The sequence below is a fragment of the Betaproteobacteria bacterium genome (genome assembly GCA_009377585.1).
In the GTDB taxonomy this organism is placed as follows: Bacteria; Pseudomonadota; Gammaproteobacteria; order Burkholderiales; family WYBJ01; genus WYBJ01.
On sequence record WHTS01000002.1, the window covers coordinates 1 to 15,312 of the forward strand.

Annotated in this window: 13 protein-coding genes, 1 tRNA gene and 1 pseudogene; 3 read left to right on the top strand and 12 right to left on the bottom strand. The window is 63.6% G+C overall.

Annotation, left to right across the window (positions count from 1 at the left end; all coding sequences use genetic code 11):
* Positions 1 to 21: 21 nt before the first annotated feature.
* Positions 22 to 111: transfer RNA gene (locus GEV05_00780), tRNA-Ser, on the top strand.
* Between the two features lie 21 nt (positions 112 to 132).
* Here GEV05_00780 and GEV05_00785 read toward each other — a convergent pair.
* From GEV05_00785 to GEV05_00800, 4 genes are all read right to left on the bottom strand, one after another.
* Positions 133 to 321: a hypothetical protein gene (locus GEV05_00785; GenBank protein MPZ41939.1), complete on the bottom strand. Its 189-nt coding sequence runs from the start codon at positions 319 to 321 to the stop codon at positions 133 to 135.
* A 235-nt stretch (positions 322 to 556) separates the two neighbouring features.
* Positions 557 to 1,798, bottom strand: coding sequence for an alpha-hydroxy-acid oxidizing protein (locus GEV05_00790; GenBank protein ID MPZ41940.1), 1,242 nt, complete (start codon positions 1,796 to 1,798; stop codon positions 557 to 559).
* A 140-nt stretch (positions 1,799 to 1,938) separates the two neighbouring features.
* Positions 1,939 to 2,625, bottom strand: coding sequence for a tripartite tricarboxylate transporter substrate binding protein (locus GEV05_00795; protein ID MPZ41941.1), 687 nt, complete (start codon positions 2,623 to 2,625; stop codon positions 1,939 to 1,941).
* A complete protein-coding gene (locus tag GEV05_00800; protein MPZ41942.1) occupies positions 2,626 to 3,045 on the bottom strand; it encodes a DUF2846 domain-containing protein in 420 nt (139 codons plus the stop codon).
* 326 nt (positions 3,046 to 3,371) lie between these two features.
* Here GEV05_00800 and GEV05_00805 point away from each other — a divergent pair, with 326 nt between their 5' ends.
* Complete coding sequence (locus tag GEV05_00805) at positions 3,372 to 3,668, top strand: hypothetical protein (protein ID MPZ41943.1); 297 nt, start codon at positions 3,372 to 3,374, stop codon at positions 3,666 to 3,668.
* A 616-nt stretch (positions 3,669 to 4,284) separates the two neighbouring features.
* On the opposite strand, the gene GEV05_00810 is transcribed toward GEV05_00805, so the two are convergent.
* Positions 4,285 to 4,965, bottom strand: coding sequence for a hypothetical protein (locus GEV05_00810; protein ID MPZ41944.1), 681 nt, complete (start codon positions 4,963 to 4,965; stop codon positions 4,285 to 4,287).
* Positions 4,966 to 5,038: 73 nt separating this feature from the next.
* Between GEV05_00810 and GEV05_00815 the strand changes: the two genes are divergently transcribed.
* The gene (locus tag GEV05_00815; protein MPZ41945.1) at positions 5,039 to 5,302 is read left to right on the top strand and encodes a hypothetical protein; all 264 of its coding nucleotides are present in this window, start codon (positions 5,039 to 5,041) and stop codon (positions 5,300 to 5,302) included.
* Positions 5,303 to 5,378: 76 nt separating this feature from the next.
* Here GEV05_00815 and GEV05_00820 read toward each other — a convergent pair whose 3' ends face one another.
* The 7 genes and pseudogenes from GEV05_00820 to GEV05_00850 all read right to left on the bottom strand — a co-directional run bounded on the left by GEV05_00820 (position 5,379) and on the right by GEV05_00850 (position 15,030).
* Entirely contained in the window at positions 5,379 to 6,281 is a 903-nt protein-coding gene (locus GEV05_00820) for a TauD/TfdA family dioxygenase (protein ID MPZ41946.1), read from the bottom strand.
* 68 nt (positions 6,282 to 6,349) lie between these two features.
* The gene (locus GEV05_00825; protein ID MPZ41947.1) at positions 6,350 to 6,928 is read right to left on the bottom strand and encodes a tetratricopeptide repeat protein; all 579 of its coding nucleotides are present in this window, start codon (positions 6,926 to 6,928) and stop codon (positions 6,350 to 6,352) included.
* A 54-nt stretch (positions 6,929 to 6,982) separates the two neighbouring features.
* Positions 6,983 to 7,870, bottom strand: coding sequence for an ABC transporter permease subunit (locus GEV05_00830; GenBank protein ID MPZ41948.1), 888 nt, complete (start codon positions 7,868 to 7,870; stop codon positions 6,983 to 6,985).
* Positions 7,871 to 8,005: 135 nt separating this feature from the next.
* Complete coding sequence (locus GEV05_00835; GenBank protein MPZ41949.1) at positions 8,006 to 8,959, bottom strand: ABC transporter permease subunit; 954 nt, start codon at positions 8,957 to 8,959, stop codon at positions 8,006 to 8,008.
* Between the two features lie 21 nt (positions 8,960 to 8,980).
* Positions 8,981 to 10,528 (bottom strand): ABC transporter substrate-binding protein, encoded by a 1,548-nt coding sequence (locus GEV05_00840; protein MPZ41950.1) that lies wholly within the window; start codon positions 10,526 to 10,528, stop codon positions 8,981 to 8,983.
* 184 nt (positions 10,529 to 10,712) lie between these two features.
* Positions 10,713 to 12,815 (bottom strand): annotated as a pseudogene (locus tag GEV05_00845) (dipeptide ABC transporter ATP-binding protein).
* 280 nt (positions 12,816 to 13,095) lie between these two features.
* Positions 13,096 to 15,030: a propionate--CoA ligase gene (locus tag GEV05_00850; GenBank protein MPZ41951.1), complete on the bottom strand. Its 1,935-nt coding sequence runs from the start codon at positions 15,028 to 15,030 to the stop codon at positions 13,096 to 13,098.
* Positions 15,031 to 15,312: the final 282 nt, after the last annotated feature.

Sequence of the window (15,312 nt, forward strand, 5' to 3'; positions counted from 1 at the left end):
TCTGCTAGAATTCCCCGCTCCGGAGAGATGGCCGAGCGGTCGAAGGCGCACGCCTGGAGAGCGTGTATACGTGAAAACGTATCGTGGGTTCGAATCCCACTCTCTCCGCCATTGGTGAGCAGGTTCGAGCGGTCAGCGGCGCCGATTCAACATTCCTACGAATGCGTCGGCCGCTTGTTTCGACGTCATGCCCTCGACCGCGCGGTTCTCGAAGAACTCGGCCATCAGCGCCACCTCGTGGTCGGTTAGCTTCGCGCGTGCGTGGGTGGCGTTGCTGCGTTTGTTCGTCGACTTGGGTGCTGTAGACTTCGCGGTAGCCATTCTCGTTACCTCCATAACGGTTTGGTCAGGCGGGCGAGGTGTGTTCAGCACCTCGTTTCGCCGCACTCACATGGGTGAGCGCAAGCGAATTGTCGGGCACGCTGGTTGCCTGTGTCAACGAAATAGTTATGACTGTAGCATATGCTACAGCTCGCTCTTAAACCGAGACTTAGGACATGCATCTTCTTCAAAATTCCGGTCGTTCGACTTATAAACCATGTCCGCATGCTCAGGTTCAGCCCCCCGAAGCTCGAGAGTTTATTTCCTCGAGTACTCGGGCAGGTCTAGGTTTGGGAACCCAGTCGGGCGGATCCCAGAATATGTGTGGGCTGATTTCATCGACGCTGTTGAGCCCGAGCTGCGCCATGATGCGGTCCATCTCAGTCTGGAAAATCTCGAGCGCACGGTAGGCACCGGCTTCGCCAGCAGCGGCAGAGCCGTAGAGTGTCGGCCTTCCGGACATGACCATGTCTGCCCCGACGGCGATGGCCTTGACGATGTCCGAACCGCGCCTTGCGCCGCTGTCGATGATGATCTTGAGGCGGTCCCCAACTGCTCTACGGACCTCCGGCACCAATTGCAGCGGCGCCGGCGCGCAATCGAGATAGCGGCCGCCATGGTTCGACAAGACCACACCGTCCATACCGTACTTGACGGCGAGCACGGCGTCCTCGACGCTCTGTAGCCCTTTCACCAGCATGTTGCCCGGCCAGATGTCGCGGATACGCTTGATGTCGTCCCAGCACTGGGTATCGGGTTTGGTGTGCTCGTGGTCGGTCAACTTGTCCGTGAGCTTGCTTGCGAGCTCCGGAGGATAGTTCGCTTTCCTGAACGCGCCACGCTCAATGTACTGGGGAACGAGAACGCGCAAGCACCAGCCGGGTTTACCGAGAACCTGCGCAATCAGCTTTGGCGAATACCTGAGCGGCATGGAGAAGCCGTTCCTGCGGTCGTGCTCGCGATTGGCGCCGACCGAGCCGTCGACGGTGACAAGGAGGGTCTCGTATCCAACGGACTTCACACGCTCGACGAAAGCCATTCTGAGATTGACATCCACCCACATATAGAGCTGGAACCACAGATTGCCTCCGGCAGCCTCGTATATCTCCTCCATCGGGGTCAGCGCACTGGTTGCCGCTGTGCACGGAACGCCCATCTTCGCTGCCGCTTTGGCCAAAGCTATTTCGCCGCGTTCGCTTGTCAGGCCCGCCGATGCCGTTGGCGAGATCCCGTAGGGCATGGCGATTTTCTTGCCGAAGATCTCGGTCGCAGTCGAACGCTTGGAGACGTTGATCAGAACGCGATTCTTGATCTTGAGTGACTGATAGACCTCACGGTTATGCCGTAGGGCTATTCCATCCTCCGCGGCGCCGTCGATATATTCGAATATGCCGCGAGGCAAGCGCTTCCTTGCCATTCGGCGAAGATCTTCTATGTTGCAAGCACCTAGATTTCCACTGTTCATCGCGCGCTCCATTGTGGGAGATGTGTACCCAGTTTTCGACTGCAGCTCGCCGGCAGTCAGGATGGAAACGAATCTCCCTTAGGCGGCCGCACGAGCCTCGATGAGCGAATGGGCTTCATGCGCATTGTTTCGATCCATTCCGCGGTGGCCGGTTAGAGCCGGATGTTCGCCACGCGAACGACCTCGCGCCACTTTGAAATTTCGGCGTCCAAGTGCTGGGCAAGTCTCTCCGGCGGCCCTCCGACCAAGTCCGCGCCGAGGGCGGCGATGCGGTCCGTCACTTCGCGCTGCGTCAGTGCACGCGCGAGTTTCCCATTGACCTCCGAGACGACGACCGCCGGCGTGCCGGCGGGAGCCAGTATCCCCCACCAAGTGCTCGCCTCGAATCCGGGGATCGCCGACTCGGCCATCGTCGGCACGTCCGGCAGCATGACGGAGCGCTTCTCACCCGTCACGGCCAGGGCGCGCAACCGACCCGATCTTACGTAAGCATAGGACGCGGCGGGGTTGCTGAACGCGATATCCACGTTGCCTGCGATGAGATCCACCAGGGCCGGTCCCATGCCTTTGTACGGTACAAGCACGATATTCACTCCGGCCTTTGCCTTGAACAACTCGGCCGCGAGATGTACCGACGTCGCGATACTGGTCCCGTAGTTGAGCTTGCCCGGACTTGCCTTTGCCAGTGCGATCAACTCCTTCGCCGATTTCACCGGCACGGAGGGATGCACAAGGAGAATGTTCATCGATTTCGCCATGAGCGATACGGGCACGAAGTCCTTGATGGGATCGCAATTCACCTTCTTGATATCCGGGAGCACCGTAAAATTGGTGCTCAGCTACCGCACGAGCTGAGAGCGCGCGACCAGCCCGCGCCCGTACCGATCGTCCACCCGCCGGAGCGAGGTCAACTGCACTCCGCCGTCCTCCGGATCGCCGATCACGGTGTGCTCCAGAAAATAGATGCCGCCCGGCTCGGTGATCAGCGTCAAGGACTCGCTGCCGAAACCGAACGCCTCGATGTGGTGGCGACCCGGCGGCACCTCCCAGCGAAAATAACTTCCTGGCAGCGTCGCGATGGTGGCACGCTGGTTCAACATCAGGGTTTGCGGCTCGCTCGAATCGAGCGGGGTGCGAACGACGTAGATCACCGATTGGCCGGGCACCGGCTCGAACCGCTTCGCCTGCAGGTCCTGCGGGGTCGGCGGCAGTTGCACGCAGCCGGCAAGGAAGAGCACGGTAAGGAAAGCTCGGAACATAGAATCCTCCGTGACCACGGAACTGCTCGTGGCGACTATACCGCTGGGACAAACCCCCACCTAGTAGAAACAAGCAGGAAACCGAGCACGCCAGCCCGATGCACGGCCGCGTGCGCCGTAGAATCGGCCTATGAATCCAGTGCTCGACCAGCTCACTAGCCCACCCCGCTCGCTTGCCGACGGGGCGGATCTGCTCGAAAGTCACATCGGCGACGGCAGCAACGACAAGCGCTGGAAGGAAGCGATCGAAGCCTTGCAGAAGATTCGCGGCTGGCGTCCGACCTACTATCTGCGCGCGGCCCTGCGCGAGCTCGACAACGAGCGGCGTGCTCGCCCCCCACGCCAAACTGCGTGCTGCGGTCGTGCCGGGCACGGTCGAGAAACGCAGCGAACCCGCCGAGGTGCGCCCCCGGCGAGCGGCGCGTATGAGCTGGGCGCGGCTACTCAAGCGCGTCTTCGAAATTGATGTCGAACACTGCCCGCACTGTGACGGAGCACTGAAGATCATCGCCGCCATCGAGAAGTCCGCCGTGATCGTGAGGATCCTCACGCATCTGGGCAAGGCTACGCGTGCGCCCCCGCGCTGCCCGGCGCGGCCGTTGGCGCTGTTCCGGGCGGCCTGAATCGCAAAGCAACAAGGAGTTTCAACAGGGCCGACGATCCTGCTCGGCCCACGCTCGTGCGCAGCGCTAAAATTGCGTCGAAATGATGCAACTCGGGGCGATGTCGCGTTCAAATAGTCATCGAGAGACCGCAATTTTCAGCGATCCCCTTGCGATTGACCGCTTGCAGGGCTGGCGATACAGTGGCGGTTAGCGAAAAGGGTGGTTTGAAATTCCTATACGCCTGTAACGTTGTATCGGCCTTCCGAGCCTTGGCTCTTGCCAGTCAAAACGGATGCCCGTTGCGTTCAGGGAAACTTCAACACCAGCAGGCATGGCCATCCTTGAAACAAGAACCCGCGCCTGCTCTTGCGGGCGCGGTTGATCGCCATCGGCGACGCTCAGAGTCAGTAAAGCGTCTGCCATCGGCCCCGCCGCCACAGCCCACGCCATTTGACCTGACATGAACGCCGCGCCCAGGAAGCGGCGGCGGGCTCGCGCTGCACCCATTCCTGCTCACAGGCATCAAGGAACGCAGTTTCTGTCTGGATGACAGGGAATGTACTTGGCTGCGCCGTCGCACCGCCGGCGCTTGTCGTCAGCAGCATTGCCGTGATCCGGGAGACGGAAAAGCCTTTTATGCCACACTCCCCATTGAAGCCTTAGCTTCTAGCGAGATTGCGTCACGAAGATCGCGCTGTAGCGACTCAGCACAATCGAGTGTGAGGCCACCGCTCAAGACAGTTTCATCGCTTCCCGCGCGTGTGCGCAGGCTGACAAGGTAGGACCGTTCGATCATGCGCCTGTTCAGCACGCGCGAGAACATGGCCGAGGTGGACTTACTGCCATAGATCAGCCCGCCGTCCGGCGTTCGATGAATAACTGATGCAGGCTCGTCGGCATTGATCCGGCTCCCCCGCCGGACGTTGAAGTCTGCAACCTCTCCGATCGGCCAAGACTTGTCGCCGCTCTGGATCGCGCCGTCCGATATGGTGATCGTGGCCGATTGCCGATAACGTGCCCCGATTGGGAAGGCGAGCAATCCCATGATCATCGGGATCAGGCCGAAGTAGGCGAAGATTCCGAGAGTCTCCACGTTCATGAGCATGACCACACCAACCGCAATCGCGGCCAGTGCCGCAAGCGAAGGTCTCGCCGGGGTGACATTGAAAATTGTCTTGCCGTCCGATTCAGAACGGCGAAACCGGCTTCGACCCCGATTGCCGAGTGTCAGAACAAGGCCCAGCAATCCGAATTTCTTCGCCAGGAAGAACCCTGCCCCTCCCAGCGCCACAAGAAGAACAAGGCTCATGCCCATGGCAAACCCCCATATCCAGTCTGAACCACGATTTTACCGGCAGACCGAATGCCGGCACGGATAGAATTCAGCCGTGAACCCCGTCCTCGACAAGCTTTCCGGCCCACCCCGCTCACTCGCCGACGTGGCGGATCTGCTCGAAAGTCACATCGGCGACGGCAGCAACGACAAGCGCTGCAAGGAAGCGATCGAAGCCTTGCAGAAGATTCGCGGCTGGCATCCGACCTACTATCTGCGTGCGGCCCTGCGCGAGCTCGACAACGAGCCGCCACCTTGCGACGCGGTGCGCAAGGTGATCCGGGTGCTACGCAAGTGGCGCCACTATTCCGGCACCTGAGCCAGACGCTCGAAGGCGATCGTCGCACCAAAAGCGAACACCTCGAACAGGCGAACGCCCCGAGCGACGCGCGCCGTCAGCGCATGGTTTCCGGCACTCGCGCGAGAACGCTCTCCGGCATCGTTCCGGCTACGGTCGTCCGGTGCAGCTTGCGGCGGTACTTGTTCTTTTCGAACGTCGTCGCCCGGTGCAGGGCGCAGCGGTTGTCCCAGATCACCAGGTCGTGGACGCGCCACGGGTGGCTGTAGACGAATTGTGCCTGGGTAGTGAATGCCGTCAGCTCTTCCAGCAGCACCCTGCCCTCCTGCGGCGGCATGCCGAGGATTTCCTGCGCGTGCGCGCCGACGTACAGGTTCTTTTTCCCGTTGGCGGGGTTGGTCCGCACCACCGGGTGAATCACCGTGAGGCGCTTCTTCGCCTCATCCAGGTAAGCCTTGGTGTCGTGCGGCTCGTCGGGGGCGGTCACGCGATGAATCGCCTTCAACTCCGCCACCGCTGCCTTGCGCTCGGGCGCAAGCGCCGCATAGGCCGCGCGCGCGCTGGCGAATTCCGTATTGCCGCCGATCGGCGGAACGATCCGGGCATGCAGCATCGAACAAAGCGCACCGATGGGCTTGAAGGAACTGTCGGTGTGCCAAGCTTCATTGCGCTCCCGGTGCACCATGACCGGGTGGTCGAGGGGCATCAGGTTGCCGTCCGCGTCGAGATTGGTCATCACGGAGATGTGACCGGGGTTGTAGTTGTTCGCCGGGTGCGCCTCCATCATCTCGAGCGTGCCGAAGTAGCGGCTGAAGCGCATCTGCGCTTCGTCGTCGAAGCGCTGGTCGCGAAAGACGAGGATCTGGTGCTCGTTGAACGCGTCCCAGATGACTTGCAGGTCATCACGGGATACGGGTTGGGTCAGGTCGATCCCGGTAATCTCGGCGACGAACACGGGGTGCAGCGGCTTCACGGTCAGGCGGTTCGCAACGTCCGGCATGTGGGCTCTCCTTCAGAGGCATCGAGTCATTGTACCGACAATCGTTTCGCGCGAGAGGCCGGATGTCGCTATCGTGCCGGGCCGGGCAGCGGTTGCGCCAAGCCGGCATCGTGCGCGAGCTTGTTCGCAAGCTTCGGATCGAACGATGCCAGATGGCTCAACACCTCGTCCACCTTGTCCTTGCGCCCGAGCACGTGCTGCGTCATGCCGATTTCGTAGAAGGCGAAGCCGTTCATCGGCTGCAGCGCGGCGGCACGTTCGAAGGCATTCAGCGCCTCTTCGTTGCGGCCCAACGCGCGCAGGCTCAACCCCATGCCGTACCAGGCGCGATCGAGCCTCGGGTTTACGCGCACGGCGTTCTGGAACGATTCCAGCGCTGGTTCATGCTGCTGGATCTGTTGATAGACGAAACCGAGGTCGAACAAGACTGTGGCATCGTCGGGATGGACACACAGCGCCGCTCGGAACTGTTCGACGGCAAGCGCCGAGCGGCCGAGGGTCGCATAGGTGTAGCCGAGGCTCGCCAACGCGCGCGGGTAAGCCGGGTCGAGAACCAGCACCTGCTTCAACGCAGCGGCCGCCTGCTCGAGGCGATTGAACGTCGTAAGCCAGCGCGCGCGCTGGAAATGCCACCATGCGAAGCTCATGGCGATCGATTATAGGACTCGCGCTTGGCCGGGCACGCCGCGACCCCCACGGGCTTATTGCGTGCGCAGACGCGGATCGAGCGCGTCGCGCAGCGAGTCCCCGAACAGGTTGAAAGCGAACACGGCGAGACTGATTGCCACCCCCGGGAAGATGGCCATCCACGGCGCCGTCTCGGCAAATTCCACCGCCGCTCCGCGCAGCATCAAGCCCCACGCCGGCAGAGGCTCCTGCACGCCGAGCCCCAGGAACGAGAGGGAGGCTTCGAGCAGGATGGCCTGGCCCAGAAATGCGGTCAGCATCACAAGGTACGTGGCCATCACGTTCGGCAGCATGTGGCGCAGGATGATGCGCGAGTGCCGGAACCCCGCCGCTCGCGCGGCGTCGATATAGGGCATCTCGCGGATCGATAGCGCCGAGGAACGGATCACCAGGGCGCAGCGCGGCACCATGGGAATCATGATCGCAATGATCAGGTTCGGGATCGAGTTGCCCAGGATCGCCACCAGCGCCAGCGCCAGGATGATCAACGGAAAAGACAACAGCACGTCCATGAACCGCTGCAGGATCAGATCGATGCGGCCGCCGAAGTACGCGCTGGCCACGCCGATCAAGGCGCCGATGGTCGCGCCCAAAAGCGAGGCGCCGAAGCCCACCATGAGCGCCGTCTGCGAGCCGTAGATCAGCCGCGACAGCACGTCGCGCCCGAACGCATCGGTGCCGAGCCAATGCTCGGCCGAGGGCGGTGACAGCATCGCCGCGAAGTCGACCTGTATCGGGTCGTAGGGTGCGATCACGGGCGCGGCCAAGGCCGCAGCGAACATCAGCAGGATGACTCCGGCGCCGATCGCACCGAGCGGCCGGCGCCGGATGAAATCGCCGCAGGCGGCGAGGAACCGGCTGCCTCGAGAGGGGACGTCCAGACTTGCGGTGAGCTCGCTCATCGGTCATTCACTCCTGCAGAGGCTCTTTTTCCCTCACCCCCAGCCCCTCTCCCAGAGGGAGAGGGGAGCGTCGTGCTGCCCGCCGCAGCGGGCAGGTTGCCGGATGGGCGAGTCTTCTCCGTACAGAAGCATTGCCTAGTCATAACGCACCCGCGGATCGAGCCAGGCGAACGCGACATCGAGCAGGAAATTCATGAAGATGAAGATTCCGGCCACGAGCATCACCAACGCCTGCAGCAGCGTGTAGTCCCGGTGCGCCACGGCTTGCACGAACAGCAGCCCCAGCCCGTTCAGGTTGAACACTTGCTCGGTGACCACGAGCCCGCCGATCAAGAAAGCGAACTCGACGCCGATCACCGTCATCACCGGCAGCATCGCATTCTTCAGCGCATGGCGGCGCAGCACCAGGCTTTGCCACAACCCTTTGGCCTTGGCCGTTCGGATGTAATCCTCGCGCAATACCTCGAGCATGGCCGAGCGGGTCATTCGCGTCGATACCGCGGAATACCGATAGCCCACGGCGAGCGCCGGCCAGATAAGCTGCGAAAGATTCGCCCACGGGTCGACCCAGAATGGCGTGTAGATCATCGGCGGCAGCCACTGGAACACCACCAGCAAAACCAGGATGAACATGATGCCGAGCCAGAAGGACGGCACTGCCAGGCCGGCAATGGAGAAGATGCGAACGGCATAGTCGATCCACGTGTCCTGCTTCAGCGCTGCCAGCACGCCGAGCGGCAGCGCCAGCAGCACCGCAATGACGGTGGCCATGACCGCCACCTGCAGCGAGAGCGCGAAGCGCAGCTCGATCTCTTCCCAGATCGGCGCCCCGGTCCACATCGAAGTGCCGAAATCGAGCTTCGCCAAGCCGACCAGCCAGGTGGCGAGCTGCTTCCACACCGGCTGATCGAGGCCCATGCGGGCCCGTTCCTGGTCGAGCACTTCCTGCGATACCGAGCCGCGATCCCCCGAGTAACGCAGCTCGACCACGTCCCCCGGGATCACGCGGATGAGAAGAAAGGTGACCAGCGCCACCCCGAGCAGCGTCGGAAACATCAGAAAGAAACGCTTGATCAGGTAGGCGCCCATGGCGATGGCCCCGTACGCTTGTTACTGCGCGAGCCAGACGGTATCGAGCTGCTGGTTGAGATAGTGGCTCGGCGTGATCGTCCAGCCCTTGACCTTGGCGCTGTGCGGAATGATGCGGTGCCACTGCAGCGTGTAGATCGAATGCACTTCCTCGTCCAGCAGGCGCTTCTCGAACTGCCGCAGGTACTTCCTGCGCTCCTCGGGACTGGTTGCGCGGGCCTGCTTGAGGTAAAGCTCGTCCATCACTTTGTCTTTGTGCTTGCCGTAGTTGGCATCCGAAGCGGCCAGGAAGCGCGCGATGTCCAGGTCGGGCTCGACGATGAACCCGCACTGGAAGTCCATCGCCGTCTCGAAATCGCCCCGCTTGAGCGTCGAGTAGTACGCAGATGCCTCGACGATTTCCTGCTTCACGTTCAAGCCGATCTGCTTCCATTGATCGATCAACCAGATGCCGAGCGGCTCGTAGGGTTGCGGTATGCCGCGGTTCTTGAAGGTGAAGGAGAACCCTTCGGGTACGCCCGCTTCCTTGAGCAGCTTGCGCGCTTCGGCGCGCGCCGCCTTGATGTCCCTGCCATAGCCCGCCAGCTTCTCCAGCTCCTCGGGCGGCGTTGCCCACGGCGTTCCGGGCACCTGGATGCCGGCGACGTCCTGCACGATCGCGATCCGCGAGAGGTTCTTCGAAGCGGTGTAGCGATCGAGCGCAAGCGAAAGCGCACGCCGCACCCGCTTGTCGTCGAACGGCTTCTTCTCGTGGTGCATCGCGACCATCAGCACGCAGTCCCACGGGCTTTCCTGCACCGTGATCTTGTCGCCGAGCGCCTTCACCAGGCTCTCGCGATCAGCCGGCGTGAAGCCACGGAACTGGATGTGCGCGCGCTCGCCGCGCACGGCTGCAACTTGCGCCGACGACGACTTGATGAACAGCGCCCGGTAGCTGTCCAGGTAGGGCTTGCCCTTGTTCCAGTAGTTCGGGTTCTTCTTGCCGACCCAGTGCGAGCCCCTGACGTGCTCGCCGAACACGAACGGCCCGGTACCCATGATGTTCTTTTCGTACCAGTGCGGGTCCTTCGACAGGATGTCGGCCTTGTAGATGAAGTTCCAGGGCGAAGCCAGGTTCAGCAGAAACGACGACTCCGGCCACTTCAGCTTGAACACGATGGTGTGCGCGTCCGGCGTCTCGATCGACTCGACCGAGCCGTACGCCGCGGCGCGCAGCGACTTCACGCCGGCCGGCGGTTTCAGGATCTTGTCGTAGGACGCCTTCACGTCTTTCGACGTCATGTCCGAGCCGTCGTGGAACTTGACGCCGTGGCGCAGCTTGAAGGTGTAGGTCTTCTGGTCGCTCGATATCGTCCACGACTCGGCCAGGTCGCCGATCGGCTTGGTGCCGGTCTTGTCGGTCGGATCGGTGCGCAGCAGCGTGTTGTAGTGCGGCGCGACCGGATGGATGACGCCGAAGGTCTCTTCCTGGTGGGCGTCGTAAGACGGTGGCTCGGACGGAACGGCGAAGATCAGTTCGCCGCCGGACCGCGGTTTATCTTGCGCCATGGCTGGCCAGACGAGCGCCATGACCATGCCGATTGCCAGCATGAATAGCGTTGGGATGCGATTACGCATTTGATGCCTCCTCCTGATGGAATGTGCTGCTGTCGATCTCGCGCTAGCCGAGCAATCGCGTGCTACGACATTCGCGAGCCCTCTGATCGCTCGTTTGCCACGGCGCCTCCTCCTTTGTCTTGTGTGTGCGTGCGTTTCAAGCCAGATGACAGGCCGCCTCGTGGGCGGAACCGACCGTCCTCAGGTGCGGCACCTCGCGCTTGCAGCGCTCGATCGCCATCGGACAGCGAGGATGGAATACGCAGCCCGACGGCGGATTGAGCGGGCTCGGCACTTCGCCGGTGAGCACCTGGCGCTCGCGCGTCGCCTCAAGCTGCGGATCGGGGATCGGCACGGCCGAGAGCAGCGCGCGGGTATAGGGATGCGCCGGTGCTTCGTACAGATCGCGCCGGCTCGCGAGCTCCACGATCTTGCCCAGGTACATCACCGCGATGCGATCCGAAATGTGCCGCACCACCGCCAGATCGTGCGCCACGAACAGGTACGACAAGCCGAAATCCGCCTGCAGCTCGTCCAGCAGGTTGATGATCTGCGCCTGGATCGAAACGTCGAGCGCCGAAACCGGCTCGTCGCAGATGATGAGGCTCGGCTGCATCGCCAGCGCGCGCGCCACGCCGACCCGCTGGCGCTGGCCGCCGGAAAGCTCGTGCGGATAGCGGTACGCATGCTGCGCCAGCAGGCCGACGCGAACGAGGAGGCTGCGCACCCGTTCCGTGCGCGCACCCGGGTCACGCTCGAGGCCGTGCACGGCGATCGGTTCGGCGATGATCTGTCCCACGGTCATGCGCGGATTGAGCGAGCTGTACGGATCCTGGAAGATGACCTGGATGCGGTTGCGCACCTTGCGCAGCTCGGTCGCCTCCATGCCGACCAGGCTGCGGCCCTCGAAGATCACGTCGCCGCCGGTCGGTTTTTCCAGCTGCAGCACGCAGCGCCCGGTGGTGGTCTTGCCGCAGCCCGATTCGCCCACGAGCCCGAGCGTTTCCCCGCGCCCGAGTTTGAAGCTCACGCCGTCGACGGCGCGAACCAGCCCCGGCGAACCGAACAATCCGCGCCCGACGCGGAAGTGCATGACGAGGTTGCGGACCTCGAGCAGCGTCTCGGCCGAGCTCGCCTCGGGCGCCTCGTTCGCGTTTGCTGCGACGGCGCTCACGGCGCCGCCTCCGACGCGTTACCCTCGCCCGGTAAGCTCATGTCGCCGCCTCCGACCCGTCGGGGCAGACCAAGCGCCAAGCCGGTAAGCTCATGTCGCTACCGCTTCGCCCAAGCGCTCGGCCACCCAGCACGCACTCATGTGCCACTCGCCGGCCAGCGCCGCGAGTGGAGGAGCGGCCTGGTCGCAGCGCTCTTCGCGGTAGCGGCAGCGCGGCGCGAACGAGCACCCCTGCGGCAGGCGCGTGAGGTCCGGCGGCTGGCCTTCGATCGGCGCAAGCTTCGATCGGCGCGGTTCGTCGAGCCGAGGCACCGAGCGCAACAGCCCCTCGGTGTAGGGATGGCGCGGATGGGCGTATAGCTCGCGCGCGCTGGCGCGTTCGATGATCTTGCCGGCATACATCACGTTCACGCGGTCCGCATAGCGCGCCACCACGCCGAGATTGTGCGTGATGATCAGCATCGCGACGCCGAGCTTGCGGGAAAGGGACTGCATCAGCTCCAGGATCTGAGCCTGGATCGTGACGTCGAGCGCCGTGGTGGGCTCGTCCGCGAGAATCAGCGGCGGCTCGCAGGCCAGCGCCATGGCGATCATCATGCGCTGGCGCATGCCGCCGCTGAACTGATGCGGATACTGGCTCAGGCGCCGCTGCGCATCCGGAATGCCGACCAGGCCGAGCAGCTCCACTGCGCGCGTACGCGCTGCCGTCGGCGTCATGCCCAGGTGGATCTCCAGCCCTTCGGTCAGTTGCCGGCCGACGGTCAGGACGGGATTGAGCGAGGTCATCGGCTCCTGGAAGATCATGCCGATCTCGCGGCCGCGCACCTTTCGCATCTGCTCCTCGGTCAGAGCGAGGAGGTCGCGGCCCTTGAACATCACGCTGCCCGACACGATGCGCCCGGCCGGTTCGGCGATCAGGCGCATGATCGAGAGCGCACTGGCGCTCTTGCCGCATCCCGACTCGCCCACCAAGGCGACCGTCTCGCCTGCCTCGACATCCCAACTCACGCCGTCGACTGCCTTCACGATGCCGGACCGGGTGGAGAACTGGGTCACCAGCGAGGAAACCGAGAGCAGTGTTGCCATGAGCTAGGCGAATCCGGTGGATTTAGGCGGTGGGTATGCTGCCTTCATGGACGCAGTTTATCGTTCCAGCCAATGGAAACGATACCGGAAGAACACGCACGGACGCTACCGGATCCGGCAACTTTCGTCGCCGCAGTGCACCATCAGCGGGTCGCCGCACGGGCTGGTGCCGATACGGCAACGCTGCCGTCTGCCGGCAGGTCAACCGGCTGATCGCGGCGTGGCCTGCAAGAAGCAAGACCCACGGCGGCCAGACTGATCGCGGTGGAGCCTGCAAGAGTCAAGACTTGACCCCCAAGGCAGCAGCGACCGCGGCAGTAGCGGCCACGGCAGCGCGGATCTGATCAATGCCGGCGGAATCATCCAACGTGGTCAGATCGCCGGGGTCGCGGCCCTCGGCCAGTGCCTGGATGCTGCGCCGCAGGACCTTGCCCGAACGCGTCTTGGGCAGCAGCGTCACGAAGTGCACGCGCGCCGGGCGTCCGATCGCACCGATCTGCTTGTCGACGAGCTCGATCACTTCGCGCTCCAGGGTATTGCGCGCGCGTTCATCGGCAAGTCGCGATGCGTCCTTGGCGACTGCGAACGCAAGCGGCACCTGCCCTTTCACCGCATCCTGCACGCCGACCACCGCGGCTTCCGCGATGTTGGCATGTGCGCACACGGCCTCTTCGATCTCGCGCGTCCCGAGCCGGTGCCCGGCCACGTTGATCACGTCGTCGGTGCGCCCGAGGATGAAGTAGTAGCCGTCGCGGTCGCGAATCCCCCAGTCGAACGTGGAGTAGGCCTGCTTGTCGGGAAAGCTGCTGAAGTAAGTCTCGACGAAGCGCTCGTCCTGCCCCCACACCGTGGAGAGGCAGCCAGGCGGCAGCGGCGGCACCAGCGCGACCACGCCCTTCTCGTTGTCGGCGACCTCCGCGCCGGTGACCTCATGCAGCAGGCGCAGATCGTAGCCGTAGGCCGGGAAGCTGGGGCTGCCGAGCTTCAGTGGCATCGGCTCCACGCCCGGATAGGCGGACAGAATCGCCCAGCCGGTTTCGGTCTGCCAGTAATGGTCGATCACCGGCCGGCCGAGCGCATCCGAAATCCAGCGCGCGGTCGGCTCGTCGAGCGGCTCGCCAGCGAGGAACAGGTGCTTGAGCGAGCGCAAGTCGTGCTTGCGCAGATACGCCGGATCGTGCTTTTTCAGTACCCGGATCGCGGTCGGCGCCGAGAACATGACCGATACCTGGTGCTGCTCGACGATTTTCCACCAGATGCCCGCATCCGGACGGATCGGCACGCCTTCGTACACGACCGTGGCCATGCCGGCGACGAGCGGCCCGTAGACGATATAGGAGTGGCCGACGACCCAGCCGATATCCGAGGTCGCGAAGTAGGTCTCGCCCGGTTCGCCGCAGTAGATATGCTTCATCGATGCGGCCAGCGCGACGGCGTAGCCGCCCGTGTCGCGCTGCACGCCCTTGGGCGTGCCGGTGGTGCCGGACGTGTACAGGATGTACGAAGGTTCGTTCGATTCGAGCCAGGCGACCGGCACCCGTGCACCCGCATGCGCGCCGCGCAACGTCGCGAAGTCGAGGTCACGGCCCTCGATGCGCTGCCCGCTTCGATCCAATCCCCGATCCAGGATCACCACCTTGGCCGGCGGATGTTGCGCGAGTCGCAACGCCTCGTCGACCAGCGGTTTGTACGCGATGGTCTTGCCCATGCGCATGCCGGCATCGGCCGTGATCATCACCGCCGGGCGCGCATCGTCGATGCGCGCGGCCAGGCTGTGGGAGGCGAAGCCGCCGAAGACCACCGAATGGATCGCCCCGATGCGCACGGTGGCGAGCATCGCGAAAAGCGCCTCGGGCACCATCGGCATGTAGATGAGCACGCGCTCGCCCCGGCGCACGCCCAGCGCTTGCAGCATGGCGGCACAAGCATTCACCTCCTCGTACAGCTCGGCGAAGGTATACGTGCGCTCGGCCCCGGTTTCGGTCGAGATGTAGATGATGGCGGGCTGGTTCGCCCGCGCCGCCAAGTGACGATCGACCGCGTTGTGGCAGAGATTGGTCGCGCCGCCCGGGAACCAGCGTGCAAACGGCGGCCGGCCATAGTCCAGCACCCGATCGAACGGCCGCTGCCATTCGATCAGGGCCGCCTGTTCGCGCCAGAAACCATCACGGTCCTCGAGCGAGCGGCGATGGAAGTCGCGGTAGCTCTCTGCCATGGTCTCCTCCTCCTCCTCCTCGATTGGCGCACTTTGCACTCCACTGCCCCTCTGGAAGAGCGGTAGGCGCTATTCCCTCACCCTCGATCCCTCTCCCGGAGGGAGAGGGAAGGCAGGCAATCCTCCGTTCTGTTTTGGGAGGTCTCCATCGGGTTCCGGGAAGTCTCCATCGGGTTGGGAAGTCTCCATCGGGTTGGGAAGTCTCCATCGGGTTCCGGGAAGGCCCCCTTCTTTTCTCGGAAAGACGCCCCTCTCCCTCCGGGAGAGGGGCCGGGGGTGAGG

What these genes read in the sequence shown, in the direction of transcription:
- GEV05_00785 (MPZ41939.1), bottom strand. Translation starts at nt 321, where the DNA reads ATGGCTACCGCGAAGTCTACAGCACCCAAGTCGACGAACAAACGCAGC.
- GEV05_00790 (MPZ41940.1), bottom strand. Translation starts at nt 1,798, where the DNA reads ATGGAGCGCGCGATGAACAGTGGAAATCTAGGTGCTTGCAACATAGAA.
- GEV05_00800 (MPZ41942.1), bottom strand. Translation starts at nt 3,045, where the DNA reads ATGTTCCGAGCTTTCCTTACCGTGCTCTTCCTTGCCGGCTGCGTGCAA.
- GEV05_00810 (MPZ41944.1), bottom strand. Translation starts at nt 4,965, where the DNA reads ATGGGCATGAGCCTTGTTCTTCTTGTGGCGCTGGGAGGGGCAGGGTTC.
- GEV05_00820 (MPZ41946.1), bottom strand. Translation starts at nt 6,281, where the DNA reads ATGCCGGACGTTGCGAACCGCCTGACCGTGAAGCCGCTGCACCCCGTG.
- GEV05_00825 (MPZ41947.1), bottom strand. Translation starts at nt 6,928, where the DNA reads ATGAGCTTCGCATGGTGGCATTTCCAGCGCGCGCGCTGGCTTACGACG.
- GEV05_00830 (MPZ41948.1), bottom strand. Translation starts at nt 7,870, where the DNA reads ATGAGCGAGCTCACCGCAAGTCTGGACGTCCCCTCTCGAGGCAGCCGG.
- GEV05_00835 (MPZ41949.1), bottom strand. Translation starts at nt 8,959, where the DNA reads ATGGGCGCCTACCTGATCAAGCGTTTCTTTCTGATGTTTCCGACGCTG.
- GEV05_00840 (MPZ41950.1), bottom strand. Translation starts at nt 10,528, where the DNA reads ATGGCGCTCGTCTGGCCAGCCATGGCGCAAGATAAACCGCGGTCCGGC.
- GEV05_00850 (MPZ41951.1), bottom strand. Translation starts at nt 15,030, where the DNA reads ATGGCAGAGAGCTACCGCGACTTCCATCGCCGCTCGCTCGAGGACCGT.